This window comes from Trichococcus sp. TS_SC_9 (assembly GCF_056156325.1).
The window spans coordinates 1,127,370-1,151,495 of the sequence record NZ_CM149591.1 but is presented as its reverse complement, the minus strand read 5'-3'; the positions used below and the strand labels follow the sequence as shown (position 1 = coordinate 1,151,495).

Here is a 24,126-nt window from a genome sequence, read left to right as displayed (position 1 = left end):
AACTTAAAGAGATTAAGGGAATTCAGCGGACTTGGTTCCTGAAGGAGCGACATACTTACAATTTTAACTGAACGTGAAACATCTTTGTTTAACATACCTACTACAATAAGAGCGATACCTACAAAGAGTATTAGAAAATACCAAAAACCCATTATATCCCCTACTTCTTTTTATTTTATTGTTGAAAGTAGTATACCCTTTAATTCCATATGACTTTATATAATTATTATTATGTTTGTAATAAGGTTTGTCAGTGCTAAACTAGTTATTATGTTGATATATAGGACGTTTACTTACTAAATCCATCTCTATTTTTCTTGTAGTAGGTAATGATATCCGCTAGCCAAGATTACCCCTAGTAACATAGTTATTAACAGTCAGTGACACGAAAAGGTTCTTTCCTAGTTTAATTGAAATGGATTAATAACTTTACGTTTGAACACAACATTTTGCCAATTACAGGAGGCTGTTTTATGTATACATATGCATTTGTAGGTTATTTAGATCATGAAACAGAAGTGAATTTCCGAAGATTATGGAAGGGCTTAAGTGAACAGAATATTAGTCACTACGGCGTTGAAACCACAGGAAAAAGACCTCATATTACTATTGCTGATTATGATGCTTTAGATAAAAATAGATTTATACAATTAGCAGATGGATTCTATAGAGATAAGGAAAAGGTAGATCTAACCTTGAATGTATTAGGAACTTTTATTAGTACAGGGACTCTATTCATTGCTCCGAATTTATCAACTGAATTACTTGATTTTCATAGCAGACATCACGATTACTTCAGAACATTCAACGAAAATGAAACTTCCTTTTATCTTCCTAGCAAATGGAGTCCTCATTGCACCATTGCAAGTAGATTAGATGAAGATAAAATGGGTCAAGCATTTAGCTATTGTAGGAAAAATATAGACAAAATATACGGTACATTAAGTGAAATTGCTCTAATAGAACTTAAACTTAATAACGACGGTGTGGTAATAAAAGACACCGTTATTTTTTCTAAGGAACTAAAATAATTCAAATTAAATTTTCCCGGCTGTGTTTAAGGGACATTTTTACGGTGTCACTAGTCACATCTGTATCATCTGCAATCAATGAATGCCAAACGATTTACCACAAAGGAGCGGTTACTGAAAGTAGTGACGAGGTATGGAGAAGGTAGGTAACTTTAGATTTGTAAAGAAATGAGGAATATAAATGAAAATAGTAGAAAGTATCCCCTGGGTATATTATTTAGAAGAAACTAGCGAATTTGAAGACGATAAAGTCGGTAAGTGGATGTATTTTTTTAAGGACAAAAAAGTTGCAGCGGAAAAATGTGAGAACGCAGTAAAGAATAGAATTGTTACACAGGCCAAACATAGTAATGCCGAAACAGGTGTAGCCTGCTTTTATCTTAATTGTGATGATATAGATGCACATAAAAAGGTCATATCATATTTCATCAAAAATAATATGATAGCTAAAACAGCTAAAGATCGATTTTATAATATACCTTTTAAATTAGATCAACAGACCCGTAGAGGTGAATATGGGGAGACCTTTAAATCTGAAATAACGTTAGATAAATTTATAGATTTAGACTCGGGAGAACAGCTGATTTGATAGCAGCTGTCCATAATTTATGAAAGAGATAAATTTTAATCAATGATTGATACGAATACGTAACCTACCTTATCTTCTCTCTTATTAGTTAATATTTAACCAACACTTCTCGTCTACATTAAAAATGTAATAAAATCAATGTTTTACAATTGTCTGTTTTGAGTACACCATAAAAAGACACGTAAAATAAAAGAGTACCGCTCCATTAAGGAATGGGAGCAGTACTCTAGTCTGTATTCGATTTTGTGTTGTTTCATCGGACCATCATTATTCATTCAATATAAAATAAAAGCAAAAATATACGAGACAGCATACGCTAGCAAGGCACCGCCATTTATTGCTATGAAAATATTTTTGTAAGTAGTTTTGTGGTTTAATCCTGTCAGTAAGTACATGGCTAGCAAGACACCCGATTGCGGAGGCATAACACCGCTGGATATGGATAGCAGCCTATGAACAACTTCTGGGTTATATCCCGATAAATTATAGAGAGGCAAGAAAGATTCTGTAATGATCCCTAATGCTCCGGCTGCAGTCCCAATCAGTCCGGACAATGCTGCTGTTAAGAAGGAAATGCTCAGCAAAGGGGAAATTGGCAAGGTTTGAATAAACTCCAATATAGAATTGAATCCGGAGGAATGGGATACTACCGTTCCAAATCCTACTGCGCAAGAAGGAAAAATAGCCGGTGACAGGCCATTGAGTACACCCTGATTTAAAATAATTGTTTGGCTAGGAATAAATCGCCTATACAAAAAAGTGCAAAGGATAACTGAGAAGCTTAACGCAAGTGTGATTATGTTTTCTATCCTTAAAATGCTTCCGACAACAATTGTTCCCACCAAAACAGCTAATGGGAGGATACTTATAAAAAGATTAGGCAATCTATTAGCTTCTGTACTTTCGTCCGTAATATAAAATCGTTTATCAAAAACCTCTCCATTATTTTGTGCATCGTTTAATTCCAAACGAATCCTCCACATGGTCCAGATAATAATGACAATTGTACTCGCAATGCCAAGTATTGGCGCAGCCGTCAATGTTGTTCCCAACGCTTTTGAAGGAATAACATTTTGGATAGCTGGTGTACCTGGCATCATTGTCATTGTAAAGGTCGCTACCCCCATAAAATAAGGCGTGATGATTAATCGCCAAGGGAGATTCAGTTCCCTAAAAATATTTCTGGCTAAAGGAACAACCACAAATAAAACAACAAAAATTGAAATGCCTCCGTAAGTTAAAATCCCTCCAATGGCAAAGATGGCCATCAATACAGCGTAAGGCTTCTCTCTTCCAGTAATCATTAACACAGCGTTTGCAATTGATTGGGCTGCCCCACTGGCTTCAATATACTTTGCAAGAATCGATCCTAACAAAAAGATAATGAAATAATCAGAAAAAAAACTAGTCAATCCTGACATATATGAATCATTATCTCCAAATAACGTTGTATAAATATCAGCCTGACTAGTCAGCGCGATTACAAGTGAGCCTAAAAGGGATAGAATAATGATATTAATATCCTTAAACGAGCCTATCATAACGATCAGCAGCGCTACCAATAAACCAAAACTACTTACTACGTCCAACCTATTTCCTCCATACTCCTATTAAGCAGTGATTATCGAAAATAATCCGGGTAACATGCGTTACTTCCCTAGATAGCCGCCGTCAACTGGAATGATAGCTCCAGAAATATAGGAAGACATATCCCCTGATAAAAATATTGCAATTCCTTTTAGATCATCAGGTTTTCCCCAGCGGTGCATTGGAATTCTTGAAGTGATTTCATCATATTGTTTTGGATTTTTGGCTTTCATATCCGCAGTCAGTGTTGTTTCTATATATCCAGGGGCGATGGCATTTACTGTAACACCTCTATGGGCCCACTCATTTGATAGAGCTTTAGTAAGTTGAGCAATAGCTCCTTTACTTGCTGCATAGGCCGGAACAAGTTCACTCCCAAAAAAAGAAGTCATTGAGGCAATGTTAATAATTTTACCGTGCCCTTGATCGAGCATGCTTCTTCCAACTAACTGGGATAATACAAAAACCGAGTTAAGATTAATATCTATCACCTTTTGCCATTTATCCAGCGGGAACTCTTCAGCCTTGCAACGATATTGAATACCTACGCCATTCACTAAGATATCAATTTCACCGTCAAGTAGGCTTTGGGCTTTTTCGAATAGCACTTCAATTTTATCCAGCTGGCTTAAGTCTCCATGTAAGAAGTGTACTTTTTTCCCATTTTCACTAAGTTTTTCTGCCGCGATCTTACCTTCAACGTCCAAATCAATGATCAATACTTCAGCCCCTGCTTCATGCAGTCCTTCAACGATTGAGAAGCATAACCCTCTAGCGCCCCCAGTAACAATGGCTTTCTTTCCTTCCAGATCAAACCTATTTTCTTTATTCATCATGAATATAAATCCTTCCTCTCCATCCAGTAAACGCTTCCTGAAATTTAATTTTATCTTAGCATGATTATTTATAATTGTGGTTGGGTAGCGGTATTTAGGAGCATATTCCGTCATTGAAAATATATTTTTTTCATGAAACAGATCCGCTTTTACGAATATGTAAAGATCGCTATACCAACGACTAGTCTTGCTTTTCTGCCAGCGCAAACCCCCTTTGTTTTAAAAAAAAAACAAGAAAGCATAACTACTATGCATCCTTGCGTTCATTGATCATTTTTTGTACTCTTCTTGCTATCATTTCCAATATGTAGATTACTGGGACTTGTGAAGTGATATTATGTTTTTCCGGCAAAATAATGGAGGGCATGTAGTAAGAAAAGTTAAAATCTGATATTTTGGCCAGAGTAGAATTGCTCGTATTCGTAATGCTAATGATTGTGGCCTTTCCTTTTTTAAAGCCATCAATTTGTTTAAACAGCAGGCGTTGTTCTCCTGAAACCGACAGAGCAACTACAAGTGTGTCCTCATACTTGCTGTTGTCTGTGGGATAAAAAGGATCTTCCAAGTATTGCGCACCTTTTCCTATATTCGAAAAAAATCGTGCACCGTATTTTCCTAGTGTGCCACTTGTCCCTAAACCAACAAAGTACAATCGCTCCTTATTCATTATCATTTGAGCAGCTGCAGTAATTTTTTCCTCAAATTCTATGGTGTTCACTTTTTTAAAAAAATCAATCATTTGGGCTGCATCTTCATCAACAGGTTCAATTTTTGTATCTTCTAAATATTGTTTGAACTTAAATTTGAATTCTGAGAATCCTGCGCAGTCCATCTTCGAACAAAATCTAAGAATAGTTGTTGATGAAACATGTGTTTTTTCGCTGAGGTCACGAATGGTCATCTTTGCAATTTTTTCGGAATTCTCTTGTATATAATTATAAACAATCATTTCTAACTCATTTAAATTTTGCATCTGACTAAAAGTAAACATGATTGCTTCCTTTCTAATCATCATTTTTCTTAGATTATAACATAGACACTCCTACACGTTTCAAGTTGTTATGTTAGATCTTTTCAGGATGCATATGCCCGGTTTATCAGTCTTTTAGAAGGATGCAGCACGATTTATCTCAGCTCAAGTGAGGGTACAACTCGCCCTCAACAAAAAAAGGACAGGATTGAAATCACTGCGTGATTTCGTCCTGCCCTATATGGACATGTATAGCATCAGTGCGGGGAATTGCCACACCAAAGGCACTATTCTGTAAGCCCGTCGAAAATTGTTTTGCTCTTTCAAATAATAGGCTCTCATTTCCTTATTTATTATTTTCATTTGCTGCCTTTACAGTTGCCTCAACCATATCTCTTAGCATTTTTTTGGGGTCTTTTGCCTTCACTATGCCACTGGTACATCCAACTCCATCAGCTTGCAGCAAAATTGTTCTATAGACATCATCTGCCGTGCTGATTCCAGCTGCTTGCATAACTAATACATTCGGATTAAGACTTTTAACAGCTTCGATTGTTTCTTTAACATAGCTCTCATCACTTGTTTTACCGGTACCAATTAAGTCTGAAGGTTCGCACAGAATAATATCGGGACTTAGCATTGTGATTGCCTTTGCCTCTGCAATAGAATCTGCACATACAATTGTTATCATTTCAAGCTCAGCTGCGCGCTTTATTGCTTTAGCTAACCCATTCAGAGGCAAGGGACGTTCAGCGTGATTTAGAAATACTGCACGTGCACCTGCTTCATAAAGTGATTCGGGTAACACATGCCCCATTCCTTTATCCGGATAAATGCCGTCTAAATGCTGAGCTGTCACAATAATATTTTTGGAATTTGATGAAACGGCTCCAATATCGGCGAAGGGAGCGGTTACAAAAATTGAGATTGGAAATTCTTCTGCTAATGTATCTGCTTCTCTGACTAGCTCCAATAAATTTTCTCCAAACAAATAGGATTTGGGGTTAAAAACAAAGAATGGTGTGCGGATATTAGTTTTTGCCATGATTTTCTCCTCTCTTTTAACAAATGCTCGGATTTCACTAACTAACTTTTCAATATTTTCTTCTTTTGTTGGTACTCTTCGTCCGATATTTCGCCTTTTGCATAACGCTGATTAAGGATTTCAAGTGCCTCATCTCGGCGATTTGAAGTTGTGCCAGCATTACTGCCTCCCTGGACTAGTTTCATCACCGCATACACGATGATAACTATTAAGATTACCAGGAGGATAATCATCAGGAAAATTCCCCATCCACCCATCATGTTATATCCGTAATAATTCATCATTTTTTCCGCTCCCCTTCTTTAGATAGTGTGATAAATTACGCTTACTGAGATCCGTGGCAGCCAGTTGCGCCCTACAGTGTTAATTATAAGGCCCTCGATTAGTCAACAACCCATGACTGAAGTCACGGGCTTGTGAGCCTCTTGCGAGGCTCTGGTTTGTATACAGCGGACTACGCATCCATTGACACGCCCTTTGATCCTTGCGAGAGGAACTGTCAGGTACCAAGCGAACCTGTTTCTATGTTTAAGCAACCACCACTGATGGTGCCAACAATACTTCATCAATCCAACGGAGTCCATATTTGCGTAGGTTCAACCCGGCGTTGTGGTCTCTGTCGTGCTGTTCATTGCAATTGGGACACGTCCATTCGCGAGTGGACATATCGCCCTTGAGGGCTATGTTTTTGACGCCACAATCTGAACAGATTTGTGTGGAAGCAAAGGTTTTCGGTGCTTTCACGAAATATTTCCCTTGTTGCTCAAGTTTGTACTTGAGATATAGACGAAAGTTACCGAACCCATTATCTTGTTGGTTTTTCGCCAACTTCAAGGTTTGTCCAAGCGCACGAAGGTCGAGGTCTTCCACGATAACCATGTCATAGCGATTCGCGAGGGTGTAGGCTTTCTTGTGGAGCCAGTCTTTCCGTTGGTTCGCAACTTTCGTATGGAGTTTCGCTACCACTAACCGCTGACGTTCCCATCGTTTAGCGCGTTGCACCATGCGGGATAGCTTGCGCTGTTCTTTTGCCAGACGCTCTTCCATGACTCGGTAGTAGTGCGGATAATTGGCTTTCTTACCTTCACTGTCTACGAAGAAATTGGATTGGGAGTAATCCAGCCCAAGAATGCGTTCAGCAGCAGGGAGACCAATGCTTTCAATTTCCATTTCAAACGCGACATTGATGGTCACCGCAAACCTTCCTTTAGAGTCCATTGTTACCGTAACGTTCTTGATACGACTGTCCTTTGGCAAGGGGCGATGTGTGTTCAATTTGATTGCCACTCCTGACAATTTACTCTTTTGGGCAAGCGGGAGATGGAGAACGGTGTTCTCATCAATGAAGATATTGCCGTTTTGGTTGAATGTGGTATAGCTTAGTTTGCTGTTCTTGCGGGAATGGAATTTCGGCATCCCTTTAAGGTCGCGGAAAGTAGGCTCAATCCCAAGCGTTTTCTGACGTTTCAGTGCAGACTTTTTGAATTGTCCTTTGAACGCATCCTTATTGAATGAATTCATTGCTCTCTTGAAATGCTGTTTTGCTTCGTTCGAAGCGAATGCATCCACTTCATACAGGTATTTGTTGCCATCGTCGTCCACTCGAACCTGCTTGAACTCTTTGACTGTTGGCATCCCCATTTCTTTGAAAGTAGGCAGCTTGTCACAGATGGTGTGTCCATTTTTTTCAAGGTACGCATACAAATGAGCTACATGAAGGTTATACATCAATCGGTCTGCACCAAAGCATTGACGGAAATAGCGTTCTGCTTCATCAGATATTGGTGTTCCGCTATACACATAACCACGATTAACTATTTCTACTGACATTGATTTCACCTCCCCATATACACATTATACCGAAAATACGTTCGTTTTTCCAAGCGATAGCGTATGGATTACAGTACATTAAAACAAGGGGATCATTCATTTAAAGCAGCCAACTGTCGGGCTTTGAGGTGCATCTGGCACCCCTAATCCCGAAGGGTGATTCATCTCATGACTGAAGTCACGAGGGTTCTCGCCTAACTCCTAAACGCCAATTCTAACTTCTATATAATATATGTACTTGCTATTCTTCACTTGAGAACTTTGCTCTTCCAAATGGATATAGTCTATCTCCATCAATGCCTTCAACAAAAAAAGGCCAAAACTGAAATCATTGTGTGATTTCAGTCCTAGCCTATTATAATTTGCTGCCTATCCATACACGTTGCCATTGAATTTATGCTATTGCGCGAGCGAATTAAATTTACTCGCTTCTTTTTTTATTTCCCTGTGCCAAATGTAGAAAAGCGAACCAGTGTAGAGGTATTGCAGAATAAATTGAAGTATTTCCGGTTTGGAATACCATCCGAACAGGACATACAGAGGCAAGCCAAGCAGTCCTTCTTTATGGTAGAAAATAGTCTCAGATAGATCAAAAGCTTTTATGAACAAAGGATTATCGCTGGATAACAGGTTCATGGAGCCAAGCGCCGATAGCCCTTCGTGGATACCATAACCAAGCAAAAAGCCAGCTTGCAGGATCAGATAGGCCAGAGTGATGTTGAACAGAATCCTTAAGTTGACTCTCACCAGCGAATGATTGATAAGGACTGCCAACACTAAAGCTGCTGCGATACCTGCAAACAGGGATACGATGCCATACTGTCCGGCAAAAGTGAAGATCGCAACCTCTACCCCTTCACGGGCGACCATTATGAAAGCAACGCTGGCAATCCCGAAGGCAGACAGATTTTGGCTGACGCTGCTTTCCACGGTCGAAACCATGTTTCTGCCGTGCTGAATCATCCAGTAGATGAACGTCGTCACCAATGCCAACGCAACGAAACTTGCTCCACTCTCCCATAATTTCGCCACCTGATCCATTCGGTCGATCGCTTTGGACAGAATGTAAAGGATGCCTCCAATGCCAAGAGAGGCAAAAATACCACTGATTGTACCGTAGTAAACATATTTCCGCAAAGATTCATTTTTGCTTTTCCTTAAGTATTGAAGAATAATGCTGACGATCAGGAATGCTTCCAAGCCTTCCCTAAAACCCATGATAAAAGCGGGCAGAAATGTATCCATAGTGATTCTCCTTTAAATGTATTAGTCCAGGCCGTATCATTTCACAACTTAATTGAGAAAGGTTCTCATTTACATCATTATGAGGGCATCTGTTTGACTTGTCAATGAGAAAATTCTAATTTTAAAGATACTGTCCTATCCGACGCGTTGTCAGAAAAAAATATAGAAGATGGACTGTATAGGAATTGAATTTATGCTGAAATAACCCGTCAAAACTACTTTGGTGGAGACTTATGCCACGCGCTCGAACCCAGATCAGACAACCAAACAACAGAGAAGGGGAACCTTATGACAGTCAATCACGTTACCCTTAACGATATATGATGTTTTTCAAAAACATAGCAGGTAAAGCAATTTTGGCTTTACCTGCTAAAATAATTTGATTCATTACCCATTGATTCTTTTAATTTCCCTTTTTTGATTCATAAGAAAGCTCAGTAACAAGTTGATTGTAATAAGTACCAAGAGGGTGCCAATCAACGGCCATATATTAAGCCCAGTACTGGAAATGCCTAAAATCTCTTTAAGAAAATCGAGAATATTCCTTGTAATCTGTTTATCAATAGTTTGGAAAAGCAAACCTACGACAGTCGGAAACATGATCAGCGTCAATAAAATCAGAATTTTTTGGATGCCGGAAAATAACTCATTAAAGGTACCTACGACAACACCAATTGTGCTTGCAAAAAAAAGAAAGAAAAATAACAAAAACCAGCTTGGAAAAAAGGCACTTTTACTATATAAATCTACCAGAAAAATTTCAAATCGGAAGCTACTGATCAATGGGCGGTCAAATAGCTTTTGAATAAGTACCAGTAATCCAGAAAATCCTACCGAAATCAAAGCGTTCGTCCAAATATTAGTCAGAAAGATATTCTGACGCGAAAGGCCATTCTGAATGAATAATTTAAAATCAGAATTAATCCCAATTAAGGCCAAGATAAACATGAAACAAATAGCACTAAAAATTATATCCGAATGAACGATTTCTGTTGTATCCGAAAGGAAGATAGCTAAGAGCGGCATCAAGCATGCGAATACTATGAAGTATGCCATATAGATTAATAGCGATCGCGTCTGGTAGGTTAAACGATAAGAGATAGCAGTCTTTATTTTCATATTAAATACCTTTCTTTCCTTTAGTTAATTGAATGAAGTAGGTTTGCAAATTTAACGGAACAACCGTGATATTTTCAGGAATTGCTTGGTTTAATTCTCCTGATACATATACATTTATCAATCCACCCAGTTCTTCTTTTCCCATCACATTCAGATGCTCTGCAAAAGCTTCGACTTGTACTTTAGGACCTGAGAGCATCTTGCTATCCCTCAAAATATTTTCTACGGTATCTGTCAGTAAAATTTCCCCATGATCGAGGATAATGACTTCCTCAAACAGATTGGCAATCTCTTCAATCAAATGAGTTGAAACTACGAATGTGCGAGGTCGGCTTTCATAAGCTTCAATTAGATAGCTATAAAATAAATCCCGGTAATTAGCGTCTAAGCCTAACACGGGTTCATCCAGAAATACATAATCACAAGGTACACAAAGGGCCGTAATCAACTTTGCAATACTGCGGTAGCCTGTCGAGAGTTTACGAAATTTTAAATTTGTGTCTAGTTCAAAAGCCGTAATCATTTCTGTGGCGAATTCCCAATCAAAGGTTCCGTAAAAATCTGCACTAATCTTGAAAATGTCTTTGACTTTCATGGATACGGGAAAAAGATTGTCTTCGCTCATGAGATAAATTTGATTCAGCTTTTTTTCATTTTCAGTAAGCGGTTTGCCATCCAGCAAGACCTGCCCGGTGCTAGCAAAGCTGCGATTATTGATGATATTAAGCAGGGTACTTTTCCCTGCCCCATTTCTCCCCAACAAGCCATAAATTTTTTGGGGTTCGAAGGAAACCGTGACATCCGCTAAAACCGCCTTATCTTGGTACTTTTTACTTACTTGTTCCACTACCAAACTCATGATTGATACCCTCTTTCGATTAATTTTTTCAATTGCTCGGCGGTAATACCTAACTTTTGGGCTTCTGCGACCATTTGAGAGACTTCTTTTGTTAGAAATTCTTCCTTACGGATACTTCTAACTTTCTCTTGAGCACCTTCTATCACAAACATACCTAATCCTCGTTTCTTTTCAATTAATTCTTGGTCAACAAGCAAGTTCATTCCTTTTAAGACGGTTGCCGGATTAATTTGATAGCTTTTGGAAATTTCTGTAGTGGAGGGAATCTGCTCTTTCTCTGTGTAAGAACCGTTCAAAATCCCTTCCGTAATTTGATCCGCAACTTGTTGAAATAAAGGTTTGCCTCCTGAGTATTCAAATTTCAATTTCTTCACCTCAGTCATTCAGTTAATTACTTATGTAACTAACTTTATATTTAAAAATAAAAAAAGTCAACACTTACTGTCAAAAAAAATCTGACTTCTACCCCTAAAAAAAATAATACCGATTTTCTGACACATAAAAGCTGTCAAAAAAACGATATTGAAAATTATATGATTAAACTTGATTATCCTAGAAAGTCATTTCAATCCTAGATACGAAGATGTTTCCACTAACATAATTATTTATGCAGCTAAGACCTCTGAGACCTTTATTCATCCCATTCAATAATACTTAATCGAACTTTTTTATCAATTCGCTAATTATTCTTTTTATTATTACTCTCTCTTGGTTCATAAAAATAAAAAATTATAATCAGATAAAGAGCGAGCGATAGAACTAAAAAGAAATAAAACACGTTAGTTATTAAGGAATGCATATACCATAGATAGCTGAGAAGAAAAGCAGGAATTACTGCATACCGAATTATCGGAGAATTCCAATTATTGGACAGCTTAACCCATATAAAACGCAACGGAAAAAACAAAATTCCAAACAAAAGCGTACCTAATATATTATAGAGGCTCTTCATGTTTCTATCACTCCTTCTCGGTTCTGTTAAATTTTTTTCTGCAAAACTAACGTCTAAAACTTGCTCCAATATTTTTAAAGAAATTGGATCGGGTTCACTTTTACCTAATTCCCATTTTGAAATAGTTTGCCTGGTCACAAAAATATTATCAGCTAATTCCTGCTGCGTACTATTCATTTCTAATCTTTTTGAACGAATCACTTTTCCAATGTCCATGTTTACAGCACCTCAAATTTATCTTCTTAATACTCATAGAATACAGCAAGGTTGCCCGTTGCGCACGCAACAGGATAGATTTTGTCTTCATTCCCATTAAATTTTTCCTGTTACGAAATGAACCTTAACGGACAGGTGCTCTCTATAGAAACGTTAGAAGTGGTATAAAGAAAATAATGAAAGGTATCGTTAAGTGAAAAAAATTTTAATATGAGGATGAGTTAGTTTCTTTTGAAAAGCAATGGGCCATCATTAGTATACCTATGCTTGTAATTCCGACATCAATTGTTAATAAGAAACTGTCAATTCAAAACGTTTGTGCGATACCGTTTAACCAATCAGCGACTAAGTAGCTTATAATCATAAAACAAATTTTCCAGTTAAAGAAGTCTATTCAATTCCTTTTTCTTTTATCATTCTATCCCTCCACAATAAAAAAAAGAGCCTTTCCTGCATTATATTTAGCAGTTAGGTCTCTTTAGATCAAAAGTTTTGGACTGAAGTGAAATAACAAGTACGAAAAAATCTCTTCTAAATGTAATCATGTTCTTCTAGAAAGTTGTTCTGAAAACTATTAATCATCAGGATATTTCATTGGTTATCTTAATGTTTCAATCAAGTCCTTTTTAGCAGCTGCTGATGCAGGCATGACAGAGAAAATTAACCCTATACCAGTCGATACACTTATGGCTAAAAAAACAGTGGAAAATTCAATCGAAATTGGAATATCAATGATGGATCCAATGATATATGCAAAACTGATCCCCACAATATAGCCCACAATCCCTCCAAACAAGGTCAGTGTGACGCCCTCCAAAAGAAATTGCATCCGAATGGAATTTTGGGTCGCTCCCAGCGCACGTCGAATCCCAATCTCCTTTGTCCTCTCCGAAACAGAAATGTACATCATATTCATTACGCCTACACCTGCAATAAAAAGCGATATTCCGGCAACAGCGGAAATAAATACTGTGATCGTGCGGAGGATTTTACTGACCCCGTCCGTTAATAAGGCGGTGTCGAATACTTGATACTCACCAAAGGCTTTCATTGCGCCCTTTTCCTTGAGTTGTTCGATCACATCCGTTGTCACGGAACTAGGCGTGGCTCCCTTTTCCAATGTCACTGTTAAGGAAGATTTTTCAGTCGTGTCATTGAAATAGTGCAGATAGGTTTTTTTGGGAATTTGAATGTTGCTTTCTGGCATAGAAAATAGACTTTCTGACTCCGTGCCTTGATAAATCCCGATTATTTTAAATAGATGGCCCTCTAATTCAATCCCACGATCCAATGCATTTTCAGCACTTCCGTACATCTCTTTTGCGGTAACGGAATCTATCATAGCTACTTTATCCAGCGTTTCGTTTTCATACGCGGTCAGCTGGCGTCCGACAATGGGATCCTTACCCAGATTATTTATTAAAGAAACCTGCTTATTTTGTTTTTTGCCTTTGATGTAAATGCCTTTATAAATGTTCGAATAATCGGGGTCAGGGTAATTTGCGGATTTCACTCCGTCCACTTGCTTTACGGTTGCAATGTCCACATCAGTGAAATAATCCAAACTGCTATAGCTCAGACTATCGTTACTTGGGGCATAATTTACTTGTATGTTCACTTCATCCGATTCACCATTGGTTAAATTCTTTAACGTTTCTTTCTCGAATCCACGACCGATTGATAAAATAGTGATGACGGAGGCAATCCCAATCACAATGCCAAATATCGTTAACAGGCTTCGTTTTCTGTTTTTTAAGATTGCTTTAGTAGCGGTTCGCCAATTAACATATATGTTCATGGGCGTAACGCCTTGTCTTCAATAATCTCACCATCGCGAATACTTATTAATCTTGAACAATACGGGACCATATCAGGGTTATGTGTAACGAGAATAATCGTAACCTGATCTTGGGTATTCAAATCCACAAATAACTTCATAATTTCCTCAGAAGTATGCGAATCCAATGCACCTGTCGGTTCGTCTGCGATGAGGAATTTAGGTTGGTTAATCAACGCTCTGGCAATTGCCACGCGCTGCTGTTGACCGCCAGATAATTGTTTCAGGTGTTTATCTGCCTTATCGGATAGACCCACTTTTTTTAAAACAGCCCTTACCTTTTCTTCTGTTTGATGGAATTTATAGCCATTATAAAGCAAGGGCAATTCAACATTTTCAAAAACAGTATTATTTTCGATCAAGCTGAAATTTTGGAACACAAAACCTACGGTTTGATTCCGGATTTTGGAGAGGATTTCATCCGAAGAAGTCAATAGAGCCTCCCCTTCAAATAAGTACTCTCCTTCGAATTGTTTATCGATGAATCCCAGTAAATTAATTAAGGTTGATTTGCCCGAGCCCGATGGGCCCATAATGGCAATCATTTCACCTGGAGCAATCGCTAGATTAATATTTTTGAGAACATGCAGGCTTTCTTCGTCGTTCTGATAGTATTTATTCACATTAACCAAACTAATCATCTAATTCACCATCACTTCTTGGCCGTCTTTTAAGTCTTGAGATGGCTCGGAAATAATGCGGTCTTTTTCTTTTAATCCCTCTGTAACAACAAAAACACCGTCTCTATTTTCTGCCAGGATGGCTTGTTTTTTGACCGTTCCTTTGGAGTAAACAAAAACATACTGCTTATCCTCTTCGTTCAGGATTGCCTTTTTGGGTATACGCAGTTCATTAACGGGTACATAAATTTGGCAACTATACCCATATTGTAAGTTTTCTGATGGTTTTACTTTGAAGGAATAATTTGCCACATTAGATTGTGCCGTTGCAGTCCCCTCAGTAGCCGTAGACTCCGGTAATATACTGACTTCTGTAATCGTACCTGCAATTTTTTTATTACTGTTCAGCAATTGGATTTCCACAGCTTGATCTGTTGCTAAGTGTCTGTAATCATACTCGGAAACTAATGCTTTTATGATTGTGTCCTTACCTAAAATTTTAATAACGGGAACACGCGCATTTGTTTTCCCTTTCGGTTCCACAATGGCGGTTCCATCAGTTGTTGCTGCTACATTTGTTGTAATTTTATTCTGGGCAAGTTCGATATTTTGAGTGGCAGTGGATAAATCTAAGTTTGCGGAATCTAGTACCTGCTGCGCTTGTGAGATGACTTCTTCCTGAGAAGAAACAGCTTCTTTATACTGATCCATTTTAGCTTGTTCTTCTTGGCGAATGGTTTGACCTTCCATTGAATCGGCATCGGCATTATTGAATTCATTGAATGCTTCATTCAAACTATTTTGAATGTTTTGTTTTTTTGTATACGTATTGTCCAGATTTTCTTGCGCATTGTTCACCGCTAAAGTTAGTTTGTCGAGCGTTTGTTGCTGTTCCGTTATTTGATCTTGTACGGTTTCGTTTTGATAGACCATGACTACCGTGTCTGCACTGATTTCTTGATTATTGGTTACTAAAATGTCGGAAACCTGGCCCTTTGTCTGGTCAAAATAGAATTCCTCTACGTTTTGAGCTGCAACGGATCCATTAAAGATTAAATCATCGGCTTTTTTTATCGTTACCGCGTCATAGGAAGCCAATGTAGGTTCCTGCTGCTGTTTTTGTTTGAAAAAAAATGCTGTACTGATCGCTAAAATGGCGATCACTCCCCATACGGCACTGAATATTATTCGCTTCTTTTTGGACAGTGGTTTCATTTTAAATCCTTTTTTATTCGTTTGTTCTTCCTTTGCCTTGTTTCTCTTCATTCCTTACGCCTCTGTTTCGGCTTTAAACAGGTAGATTATGGACAAAATCGCCGGTAGGGAAACAAGCGCTTGTAGACCAATACTTACGATCGAGATCATGCTGGCAAATTCGGTAAATCCTTGAATTTCTATTTTGGGAGTGAACAGCAAGGAGTAGATAATCCCGGTTACGATCCAAAATAAATGCAGGTAGTAAGGCGTTTTTGCAGTTGCGACGCCTTCTTTTAGTTTTTTATGTGCAGAGATGAGCATAATCAGGATTGTAATCGAGATGATTACGCCGATAACGGCATAAGCTTTTGTTCCGATACTATTTGCTTGTTCATATAATTGCGTGGCTGAAGATCCGTAAACATCTTCTGTGTAGAGAGCTTTGTCAGGATTTAAAATCCCCCGTAGCCCTACAATTGACGTAAGCAGCCCCAGAGCTTTTAAAACTAATAACACCATATTCCAATTTTTAGCCTTTTTAAGATAATCCTGTTTGTCTTTTGTCTTCATTTAAGATTACACACCTTTTCATTGATATATTTTGATATTTGGTTGATGAGAGTTACCATTACTGATTTCAAGGTCAGCCGCATGGATTAGCTTTCATTTTTTAAAAAGTAGTATGTTCCAAAGAATGCCGTAAGTATCATAAATGCGATTAAGTTAAACTGCAGCCTGGACAGTAAAACAATCATCGTCAGAGCCATTAAACTTGTAGTGATACTATTTCGATTGATGATCAGCATGACTATTAAACAAATGCATACCAATATTAATCGATAATCAAGTCTGTTAACTTGAAAGTCCAAATAAATCAGAAAAAAAGTAGCTAGCAATGCGAAAAAAAGCATCACCTCTGAAATCTTCATATAGATATATTCCTTTCTTAATTTATAGTTGAATTTCTCGCAAAGCTACTCAGCTACAGCTACAGCCAACATGTACATTGCAAGAATAGTCTTAGTCAGAATCAATTTTTCTCCTATAAATTGATTAAGAAAATTATGGCATAAATCTTAATAAAAATGACTAAAACATCCTCAACCTAGCCAGTAGTGTTCCTAAATGAATAAAAAAGTAAAAAACGTGAACTCAACATTTTGAAAATCACTGATTTAAAATTTTTATACTGATAGGTTAATTACCTAAAGCATTTCACAGTCGGTGAAAGGGTGTTTAGTCTGGATCTCATTACAAATAGAACTTGCTAGTTATTGATGCTCATTGAGACACGTAACATATCGTTAACAACGGGTTTTATTATTGGAGTGTGAAAAATAAAGTAATGCCATTTCACCCAGGAAAGCAGGTATTTTAAATGTCAATTATTTAAGCAGCGCTAACTGCTATTCTTACTTCCTCCTAAAAACACAACAGTCATCCCCTGCTTTAATTTTTCGGATTTATTTTGTTAAGGATATAATTTCCCGTGGTTTAGGATCTTTTCTCGTTTGAGTAAACGTTTTATGGCATACTTTTTGTATTCAAACAGTGAAGGAGCCTAAAAGATGAAAATTAGAAATATCTCGGATGAACATTTAAAAAAAATAATTGCTGGAGGTGGGCTATCCAGTTCAGGTAAATCTAGGTCTAGCGTTGCACAGTGTATTTTTTCTTTTTTTAAAAAATGTTAGATCTTTTAACATCTGCTATACTTCTATTTAAGGAGGAACAGCAGATGTTATATATAGACACTAAAGCATATATTTTGAGGATGTTTTTGGAACTCTTTTTTTTCCACCTAGCTTTTTTTAATTTTTACAAAAAAGTTAGCCTAAAAAAACAAACTGTAATAATCACTCTTTTTGTCCCATTAACTTTTTTTGCCCAGATTTTCTTAAATAGTTTTGCAGACATCATTCCCATATTAGGTTGCTATTTTTTTCTAAAACAACCCAAGAAATCGGATTTCGTTTTATTGAGCACATCACTGTTGAGTATGATTACAACTTATCTAGTTTCTATTTTCGTTTCAGCCGTTGTACTTCCGTTTACCTCTTTCGATGAAACAAAAGGATTTCTCTATATTATTACTGAGGTTAGTCTAAAGATTGTTTCTTTACTGGTCATCATTTTTTTATACCGCCATTTTAGAATCGATCAAACCGTTGAAAAACATGGTTCATTTTTTTCAACGCTGTTACTCAGTTATTTTTTTCTTGCACTATTATTATTTCTGTATGCTTCCCACTATTATCAAGCTTTTGATACATTTATTATTGGCATAACTGTATTTGTTACTATTCAAGTTATTTTCCTTGCGCTTATTTTTATAAAAGAGATAACCAGCCAAAAAGAGCAATACGAACAACAGTTGTCCCGGCAACAATTAACCGACTTAAAAAAATATACAGACCACTTAGAAAGAAATCAACAAAAGTTGCGTAAATTTAAGCATGATTATAAGAACATTATTCTAAGTTTGAGAGAAACGGCTATAGAAAGTCGAAACGAAGAACTAGAGCGGTGTATAGATGACTTAGATGAATACTCTAAAAATTATCTTTCTTCCTCAAGCTGGAATTATAACGATGTTCAAAAAATTAAAAATACCTATCTAAAGAGCCTGTTTATCAGTAAATTATTTGTTATTCAAGAACAAAATATAAATTGTCACTTTGAATGCAATAATAATATTGATACTATCCCCATTCATACGTTCGATCTTATTCGTATTTTAGGAATCACTCTTGATAATGCGATTGAAGAGGCTAGTCTGGTAAACAACGGAAAAATTTCTATACTTATTTATGAAGATGATACCCAAATAGAATTTTTAATCGAGAATACCTGTAAGCCGAATAATACATCAGTTTCGCAATTAGTAGATGAAGGGTTTTCTTCAAAAAAAAATCATTTGGGTTTGGGGCTTTCAAACATACAAGAAATTAAACAAAAATATTCAAATATTTATGTCCAATATAGAAAAGAAGAAGATATGTTTTCGGTGCAATTAATACTGGTATTCGAACAAACGGATTATCACAGACTATCTGTTACGAGTTTTTGAAAATAATATTTTGGAATTTAGATGGTATAAAAACTACCTAACAGAGCTGCAGGAGGATAAAAAAAGGCGCGATTTTACCGGATTGGTAAGCTCGCGCCTTTTTTCATTGGTCAGTTGGGTTTTACCCCAACTTCTTCAACAGAAATTTATCTGTTCTTTTTCCTGACTTCGATAGTAAGAATATGTTCAAAAATCCTATAATTATAAGAACTGACACTTTCCAAAATGTATTTTCTCCATTCCAAACCTTTGAAAAAACTATAAAAAGAGTCATATTCGTAAGAGAGATAAACCAGTCTTGACCACTTGCTTTCTTTACGTTATTAAGCACCCGTCCAAGCACCGAAACCAGCTCCTATCAATGCGCCTCCAACACCACAAGCAGCCATTGCGTAAGGACCTCCACCAGAATAGATTTTCACCCTTGCTGTTCCACCTGAAAGAGTGGTTCCTAAAATACCGACTGCGCTTCCTTCAAATATTTCTTGTAGTTCTTCAGAAGAGTTTAAAACTTTGATGTTTGCTTTATAAATATTTTCCATGATGTTTTCACTCCTTTTTTATTTATGGCTAGCATCCCAACCACTCATCGCTTCAATTAAAGCCATATATTTCTCATTGCTCATACCACCATAAATTTTTTACATTTCAACTCGTATAATGCTCTAACATTTTCATGTTATTGCTCACACCTTAACTTTGGTTTACTACAAGACAACTGTATCATAGATATAAAGGGTAAAATCAACAATATCTTGAGGACTAGTATTTGAAATCCTGAATATATATTTTCGGATCGCTCAAGATGACATTCTCTGTGTCTTGGGATGTTTTTCATTTCAGGAATAAAAGTTATGTCATACTCTATTTATTCAATTTCATTTTATTAGAATAAATAAATGATTATAATCAACAGGCTGATCCGCGCTTAACTAAAGTAAAGGATGCCTTCATCAACAATTTTGGAACCCGGCTTCTGGTATTTCTGAAGGCATATAGGTATCATTGATAATGATCAGGTGTTTTTTTTCTCTGACATACTTTTAAGAAGTCTATTGCTATTGCTTTATCTTGGAATGGATGTCAATTCCACTATCTTGCGATTAAGTTATCAAGACCAGGAAACGGTTCTTCGCTAACTTCCTATTCGGATTAAGAGAGTCTAATATCACAATATTTATTGAAAGCGAGGAACATAATGAGTTATCCAATTATTATTTGTGAAGATCAGTTCCTGCAGTTACAGCAGCTTGAGGCTATTATTCAGAATTACATTCTATTTCATAGTGAACTATTTCAAATAAAATTAAAAACGCAGAGTCCCATTGAAGTAAAGACATATTTAAAACAGTTTCAACCCAAAAATGGGATTTACTTTCTGGATATTGATTTAAACCATTCAATTAGCGGAATAGATCTTGCAGAAATGATTAGAAAGGCTGATGTTCAAGCTAAAATTATTTTTGTTACAACTCATGATGAGTTAGCGCCTCTTACATTTAAAAGAAAAGTAGAAGCGCTTGGTTTTATTGCCAAAGACCAACCAATAAGTACCTACCGCGAAGAAATTATGGAACTTCTTTCGATTGCACAGGAGAGAATTGACGGCGTAAAAACGGCACAAAAACGAAATTTTTCTTTTTCTGTAGGTTCTCAGACATTCAACATTGACATGGAGGATGTGTTATTTGTTGCGCCCTCAAATATTCCCCATAGAGTTTCTTTATATACTACTAATGGACAATATGAGTTTTATGGAAAGCTCAATGAGTTGGAGAAAAGATATCCAAATTTATTCAGAGTAAATCGTTCTTGTTTAATCAATCCAGTCAATATTAGAGAGATTGATTATTCAACTCGCACGATTCGGTTTGAAGAGGAATTATCCTGTAGATTCCCATTGGGTAAAGCAAAAAAAATTAAAGAGATAGTAAAGGTGGACTTTGACTTATAGATGATTCTATGTGGAATGAGGACACACTATGGTTTCACACTGTCCTCTGTCAAGATAAAAAACGTTGAGGAATTCTTAACGTTTTTCTTTTTATATAAAAAAGGATGGGCGGGGAAAATAAAATGGGATCTATTCGACTGATTAAACAACAAGATGAAACGGACTGTGGTGTGGCTTGCTTGGCGATGATTTTAAATCATTATGGAACGGATATACCACTTTATAAATTACGCGAATTTTCTGGCACTAATTTGGAAGGCACTTCGGCCTTTGGATTAAAACAATGTATTGAGACTTTAAACTTCGATTGTCAAGCCATTCAAGCAGATCATCAAATATGGAAAGAAAAAGATTTTTCTTTTCCGGCAATTGCGCATATTATGATTGATAATGCTTATATGCACTACGTGGTTGTCTATGGTGTGAAGGAGAACTTATTGCTGATAGCTGATCCCGGAAATGGAAAGTTAAAAAAATCAATTGAAAATTTCTGTAAAGAATGGACTGGTGTGTTGCTACTTATGACTCCAAATGCAGATTATCAACCAAAAAAAGAGAAAGCAGCAGGGTTAACTACCTTTGTACCTATGCTCTGGCAACAAAAATCTTTGATTTTTCATATCGTGTTAGCTTCTTTATTTATCAGTTTATTTGGTATCGTGAGTTCATACTATTTTCAAGGCATTTTAGACTTTTTTATTCCATCCAAAGCATTGTCTCCCCTGAACATCGTTTCAATTGGTTTGATTATTATTTATCTTTTTCGAACTATATTAGAGTGCATCCGTAACTATCTGCTGGTTATTTTAGGACAAGATATGAGTAGTACAGTCATGCTAGGATATTTCAAACATGTGCTCACTCTGCCTATGAATTTTTTTACGACACGAAAATCAGGTGAGATTATTTCCCGTTTTTTAGATGCTAATAAGATTATCGATGCCCTTGCCAACGCCACATTGTCTATTTTTTTGGATATCGGAATGGTATTACTAGTAGGAGTAACGTTAGCCCTTCAAAATCACACTTTATTTTTAATTACTCTAGTCTCCTTGCCATTTTATTTGATTTCTATTTTTTCTTTTGTAAGAAGCTATGAAAAAGCAAATTCAGAAGAACTGGCCACAGGTGCGAATTTGAACTCAAGTATCATTGAAAGCCTGAAGGGAATTGAGACTATTAAAGCTTATAACGGAGAAGAGAGGGTTTATACGCGTGTTAGTGAAGAATTTATTCTACTAATGAAAAAATCCTTAACAACTGCCACACTAGATAATGTGCAACAAGGAATTAAGAGAGCTATTCAACTTATCAGTAGCGCTTTGACCCTATGGTTAGGTTCTTATTATGTGATTGATGGGAAAATTAGTATGGGACAACTAATTACGTACAACGCATTATCAGTCTTCTTTACGGATCCATTACAAAATATTATCAACTTACAAGTGAAAATACAGACAGCACATGTTGCAAATAAGCGATTAAATGAAATTCTTTCCATTGAAGCTGAGGACAGCAAACAAAGAGAAATTCAACAGCTTCCATATGATGCTTTCCACAAAGGTATCCATCTTAATAATGTTTCCTTTTCCTATAATATGAACGCCCCAACCCTCAAAGGGATTACTTGTTCCATTCCTGCTGGAAGTAACGTTTCATTAGTTGGAGTGAGTGGATCTGGCAAGTCAACCTTAGCGAAATTACTGGTGAATTTCTACCGTCCCTCAGAGGGTACCATTCAATACGGACAGCTAAATATTGAGGATATTAATTACCAACATTTACGGAACCGGGTCACTTATATTCCACAAGACTCATTTTTTTTTAGTGGAACGATTTTAGAAAATTTAAGCTTTGGCCTTGAATCTATTCCACCCTTCGAACAAATTACGGCGGTGTGTGAGAAGGTTCAACTCACTGAATTTATTTCCAAACAACCCTTACAGTTGGAAACACACATTGAAGAAGGAGGGGTAAATTTATCAGGGGGACAACGTCAACGATTAGCGATTGCCCGCGCGCTATTGAAAGATGCAGAAATTTTAATCTTAGATGAAGCCACAAGTGGGTTAGATCCTATATTAGAGCATGAAATTCTGAAAAATTTATTACAGTTAACAGATAAATCATTGATTCTGATTACCCATAGTTTATCAATCGCAAAATCTTGCGATCAAATTTTTGTAATGAATGAGGGCCAATTAGTCGAAAAAGGCTCTCATACCGACTTAAGGTATAACCAAGGGATTTATCAACAACTCTGGGAGATATAGAGGGATTTCTCGAGCTTTGAATATTTCGTCAGAAAAATACCAGCAACACGGCTAAAATGAACCAGTTAAACGGACAATATGAACCATCATCACGGGAAGTGAACCAAAAGAACCCAAAGAAAGCAGCCAGGCTTGAAGATGCGGACTGCTTTCTTTGGGAGTTTCTAGTGCTTGATACCGTGTCTTTCTCGCATGGATACTTCACCGTCAACGAAGAGTAGGTGTGAATCGTGCACAATTCTGTCAAGGATAGCATCCGCAATGGTTGACTCTCCAATCCGTTCATACCAACCTTCTGGTGCGAACTGTGAACAGAAGATTGTTGAGGCGGTTTGATGTCTGCTCTCTATGATCTCGAGGAGATCCCGTTCCTGATTGCCCTCTAAAGGCGAGAGAAGCCATTCGTCCAGAATTAGTAGTTCTACTTTCTTGTATTGTTTGATTTTTTTCTGGAAAGTTCCCTGTCCCCTCGCGATGGCGAGTTCTTCCAGTAGCTCGGGAAGCCGAATGTATTTTACTTTATAATGTTTTCTGCACGCTGATACTCCTAAGGCAGAAGAAAGATAGGACTTCCCATTTCCAGAAGCTCCTAGTATTAGAACATTGTGATGATCCTAAATGTACTGACAGTCAGCTAGCCGTAAGATCAAGAGTTTATCCAGTTTACGATCGGGTAGATATTCAATGTCCTCTACACAAGCATTGGAGTAACGGAAATGAGCCTGGCTGATTAGCCGGTCCAACTTCGAGTTCTTGCGTTTGGAGTGTTCAATATCCACAAGCATACCAAAACGATCGTCAAGGGATAGATCCGAATAGTTCTTATTCCCTAATTGTTTCACATAAGTATCTGCCATTGCCGATAGGCGCATTTCATTTAATTTTACAATAGTACT

At 37.0% G+C, this 24,126-nt stretch carries 22 protein-coding genes and 1 pseudogene; 6 read left to right on the top strand and 17 right to left on the bottom strand.

The genetic code is table 11. The features are described 5' to 3' along the window. Positions 1–473 precede the first annotated feature (473 nt). Together AC0J5I_RS05350 and AC0J5I_RS05345 are read left to right on the top strand one after the other, a co-directional pair. Entirely contained in the window at positions 474–1,031 is a 558-nt protein-coding gene (locus AC0J5I_RS05350; RefSeq protein ID WP_475304428.1) for a 2'-5' RNA ligase family protein, read from the top strand. Between the two features lie 181 nt (positions 1,032–1,212). Continuing rightward, on the top strand, positions 1,213–1,620 hold the full coding sequence (locus AC0J5I_RS05345; protein WP_475304427.1) for a hypothetical protein: 408 nt from the start codon (positions 1,213–1,215) through the stop codon (positions 1,618–1,620). 275 nt (positions 1,621–1,895) lie between these two features. On the opposite strand, the gene AC0J5I_RS05340 is transcribed toward AC0J5I_RS05345, so the two are convergent. The 15 genes from AC0J5I_RS05340 to AC0J5I_RS05270 all read right to left on the bottom strand — a co-directional run bounded on the left by AC0J5I_RS05340 (position 1,896) and on the right by AC0J5I_RS05270 (position 16,503). Further along, entirely contained in the window at positions 1,896–3,209 is a 1,314-nt protein-coding gene (locus AC0J5I_RS05340) for a GntP family permease (protein ID WP_475304426.1), read from the bottom strand. 60 nt (positions 3,210–3,269) lie between these two features. After that, positions 3,270–4,250, bottom strand: coding sequence for an SDR family oxidoreductase (locus AC0J5I_RS05335; RefSeq protein ID WP_475304425.1), 981 nt, complete (start codon positions 4,248–4,250; stop codon positions 3,270–3,272). 40 nt (positions 4,251–4,290) lie between these two features. Then, on the bottom strand, positions 4,291–5,034 hold the full coding sequence (locus tag AC0J5I_RS05330; RefSeq protein WP_475304424.1) for a MurR/RpiR family transcriptional regulator: 744 nt from the start codon (positions 5,032–5,034) through the stop codon (positions 4,291–4,293). A 325-nt stretch (positions 5,035–5,359) separates the two neighbouring features. Further along, the gene (locus AC0J5I_RS05325) at positions 5,360–6,058 is read right to left on the bottom strand and encodes a triose-phosphate isomerase (protein ID WP_475304423.1); all 699 of its coding nucleotides are present in this window, start codon (positions 6,056–6,058) and stop codon (positions 5,360–5,362) included. Between the two features lie 41 nt (positions 6,059–6,099). After that, complete coding sequence (locus AC0J5I_RS05320; RefSeq protein WP_475304422.1) at positions 6,100–6,342, bottom strand: SHOCT domain-containing protein; 243 nt, start codon at positions 6,340–6,342, stop codon at positions 6,100–6,102. A gap of 244 nt (positions 6,343–6,586) precedes the next feature. Then, positions 6,587–7,888, bottom strand: coding sequence for an RNA-guided endonuclease TnpB family protein (locus AC0J5I_RS05315; protein WP_475304421.1), 1,302 nt, complete (start codon positions 7,886–7,888; stop codon positions 6,587–6,589). A gap of 399 nt (positions 7,889–8,287) precedes the next feature. Further along, positions 8,288–9,133: an FTR1 family iron permease gene (locus tag AC0J5I_RS05310; RefSeq protein WP_475304420.1), complete on the bottom strand. Its 846-nt coding sequence runs from the start codon at positions 9,131–9,133 to the stop codon at positions 8,288–8,290. 387 nt (positions 9,134–9,520) lie between these two features. Further along, entirely contained in the window at positions 9,521–10,252 is a 732-nt protein-coding gene (locus tag AC0J5I_RS05305; protein ID WP_475304419.1) for a hypothetical protein, read from the bottom strand. Position 10,253: 1 nt separating this feature from the next. Further along, positions 10,254–11,111, bottom strand: coding sequence for an ATP-binding cassette domain-containing protein (locus tag AC0J5I_RS05300; RefSeq protein WP_475304418.1), 858 nt, complete (start codon positions 11,109–11,111; stop codon positions 10,254–10,256). Next, a complete protein-coding gene (locus AC0J5I_RS05295) occupies positions 11,108–11,476 on the bottom strand; it encodes a GntR family transcriptional regulator (RefSeq protein WP_475304417.1) in 369 nt (122 codons plus the stop codon). The genes AC0J5I_RS05300 and AC0J5I_RS05295 overlap by 4 nt, the downstream gene beginning before the upstream one ends. A gap of 314 nt (positions 11,477–11,790) precedes the next feature. Further along, entirely contained in the window at positions 11,791–12,279 is a 489-nt protein-coding gene (locus AC0J5I_RS05290) for a helix-turn-helix domain-containing protein (protein WP_475304416.1), read from the bottom strand. Between the two features lie 598 nt (positions 12,280–12,877). Then, positions 12,878–14,077 (bottom strand): ABC transporter permease, encoded by a 1,200-nt coding sequence (locus AC0J5I_RS05285; RefSeq protein WP_475303954.1) that lies wholly within the window; start codon positions 14,075–14,077, stop codon positions 12,878–12,880. Further along, positions 14,074–14,757 carry an ABC transporter ATP-binding protein gene (locus AC0J5I_RS05280; RefSeq protein ID WP_107996034.1) on the bottom strand — a complete coding sequence of 228 codons (684 nt, stop codon included), beginning with the start codon at positions 14,755–14,757 and terminating at the stop codon, positions 14,074–14,076. Before AC0J5I_RS05280 ends, AC0J5I_RS05285 begins: the two co-directional genes overlap by 4 nt. After that, a complete protein-coding gene (locus AC0J5I_RS05275) occupies positions 14,758–16,002 on the bottom strand; it encodes an efflux RND transporter periplasmic adaptor subunit (RefSeq protein ID WP_475303960.1) in 1,245 nt (414 codons plus the stop codon). It lies immediately after the preceding gene. A 3-nt stretch (positions 16,003–16,005) separates the two neighbouring features. Then, a complete protein-coding gene (locus tag AC0J5I_RS05270; protein ID WP_475303962.1) occupies positions 16,006–16,503 on the bottom strand; it encodes a hypothetical protein in 498 nt (165 codons plus the stop codon). Positions 16,504–17,501: 998 nt separating this feature from the next. Between AC0J5I_RS05270 and AC0J5I_RS05265 the strand changes: the two genes are divergently transcribed. Both AC0J5I_RS05265 and AC0J5I_RS05260 read left to right on the top strand, forming a co-directional pair. Next, positions 17,502–17,627 (top strand): EntF family bacteriocin induction factor, encoded by a 126-nt coding sequence (locus tag AC0J5I_RS05265; RefSeq protein WP_475304415.1) that lies wholly within the window; start codon positions 17,502–17,504, stop codon positions 17,625–17,627. Positions 17,628–17,671: 44 nt separating this feature from the next. Then, a complete protein-coding gene (locus tag AC0J5I_RS05260) occupies positions 17,672–19,003 on the top strand; it encodes a sensor histidine kinase (protein WP_475304414.1) in 1,332 nt (443 codons plus the stop codon). A 323-nt stretch (positions 19,004–19,326) separates the two neighbouring features. On the opposite strand, the gene AC0J5I_RS05255 is transcribed toward AC0J5I_RS05260, so the two are convergent. Continuing rightward, positions 19,327–19,545: a Blp family class II bacteriocin gene (locus AC0J5I_RS05255; RefSeq protein WP_475304413.1), complete on the bottom strand. Its 219-nt coding sequence runs from the start codon at positions 19,543–19,545 to the stop codon at positions 19,327–19,329. A 656-nt stretch (positions 19,546–20,201) separates the two neighbouring features. Between AC0J5I_RS05255 and AC0J5I_RS05250 the strand changes: the two genes are divergently transcribed. Beyond that, positions 20,202–20,957, top strand: coding sequence for a LytR/AlgR family response regulator transcription factor (locus AC0J5I_RS05250; RefSeq protein ID WP_475304412.1), 756 nt, complete (start codon positions 20,202–20,204; stop codon positions 20,955–20,957). Between the two features lie 122 nt (positions 20,958–21,079). Then, positions 21,080–23,230, top strand: coding sequence for a peptide cleavage/export ABC transporter (locus AC0J5I_RS05245; protein ID WP_475304411.1), 2,151 nt, complete (start codon positions 21,080–21,082; stop codon positions 23,228–23,230). 164 nt (positions 23,231–23,394) lie between these two features. On the opposite strand, the pseudogene istB reads toward AC0J5I_RS05245, so the two are convergent. Beyond that, a pseudogene (istB, locus tag AC0J5I_RS05240) lies at positions 23,395–24,102 on the bottom strand (IS21-like element helper ATPase IstB). Positions 24,103–24,126 lie beyond the last annotated feature (24 nt).

Bases quoted from the DNA above. Each gene is read 5' to 3' on its own strand.
- AC0J5I_RS05300 (WP_475304418.1), bottom strand. From the start codon at position 11,111: ATGAGTTTGGTAGTGGAACAAGTAAGTAAAAAGTACCAAGATAAGGCG.
- AC0J5I_RS05255 (WP_475304413.1), bottom strand. From the start codon at position 19,545: ATGGAAAATATTTATAAAGCAAACATCAAAGTTTTAAACTCTTCTGAA.
- AC0J5I_RS05325 (WP_475304423.1), bottom strand. From the start codon at position 6,058: ATGGCAAAAACTAATATCCGCACACCATTCTTTGTTTTTAACCCCAAA.
- AC0J5I_RS05265 (WP_475304415.1), top strand. From the start codon at position 17,502: ATGAAAATTAGAAATATCTCGGATGAACATTTAAAAAAAATAATTGCT.
- AC0J5I_RS05305 (WP_475304419.1), bottom strand. From the start codon at position 10,252: ATGAAAATAAAGACTGCTATCTCTTATCGTTTAACCTACCAGACGCGA.
- AC0J5I_RS05320 (WP_475304422.1), bottom strand. From the start codon at position 6,342: ATGATGAATTATTACGGATATAACATGATGGGTGGATGGGGAATTTTC.
- AC0J5I_RS05310 (WP_475304420.1), bottom strand. From the start codon at position 9,133: ATGGATACATTTCTGCCCGCTTTTATCATGGGTTTTAGGGAAGGCTTG.
- AC0J5I_RS05275 (WP_475303960.1), bottom strand. From the start codon at position 16,002: ATGAAGAGAAACAAGGCAAAGGAAGAACAAACGAATAAAAAAGGATTT.
- AC0J5I_RS05260 (WP_475304414.1), top strand. From the start codon at position 17,672: ATGTTATATATAGACACTAAAGCATATATTTTGAGGATGTTTTTGGAA.
- AC0J5I_RS05330 (WP_475304424.1), bottom strand. From the start codon at position 5,034: ATGTTTACTTTTAGTCAGATGCAAAATTTAAATGAGTTAGAAATGATT.
- AC0J5I_RS05345 (WP_475304427.1), top strand. From the start codon at position 1,213: ATGAAAATAGTAGAAAGTATCCCCTGGGTATATTATTTAGAAGAAACT.
- AC0J5I_RS05270 (WP_475303962.1), bottom strand. From the start codon at position 16,503: ATGAAGACAAAAGACAAACAGGATTATCTTAAAAAGGCTAAAAATTGG.
- AC0J5I_RS05250 (WP_475304412.1), top strand. From the start codon at position 20,202: ATGAGTTATCCAATTATTATTTGTGAAGATCAGTTCCTGCAGTTACAG.
- AC0J5I_RS05350 (WP_475304428.1), top strand. From the start codon at position 474: ATGTATACATATGCATTTGTAGGTTATTTAGATCATGAAACAGAAGTG.
- AC0J5I_RS05245 (WP_475304411.1), top strand. From the start codon at position 21,080: ATGGGATCTATTCGACTGATTAAACAACAAGATGAAACGGACTGTGGT.
- AC0J5I_RS05285 (WP_475303954.1), bottom strand. From the start codon at position 14,077: ATGAACATATATGTTAATTGGCGAACCGCTACTAAAGCAATCTTAAAA.
- AC0J5I_RS05280 (WP_107996034.1), bottom strand. From the start codon at position 14,757: ATGATTAGTTTGGTTAATGTGAATAAATACTATCAGAACGACGAAGAA.
- AC0J5I_RS05315 (WP_475304421.1), bottom strand. From the start codon at position 7,888: ATGTCAGTAGAAATAGTTAATCGTGGTTATGTGTATAGCGGAACACCA.
- AC0J5I_RS05290 (WP_475304416.1), bottom strand. From the start codon at position 12,279: ATGGACATTGGAAAAGTGATTCGTTCAAAAAGATTAGAAATGAATAGT.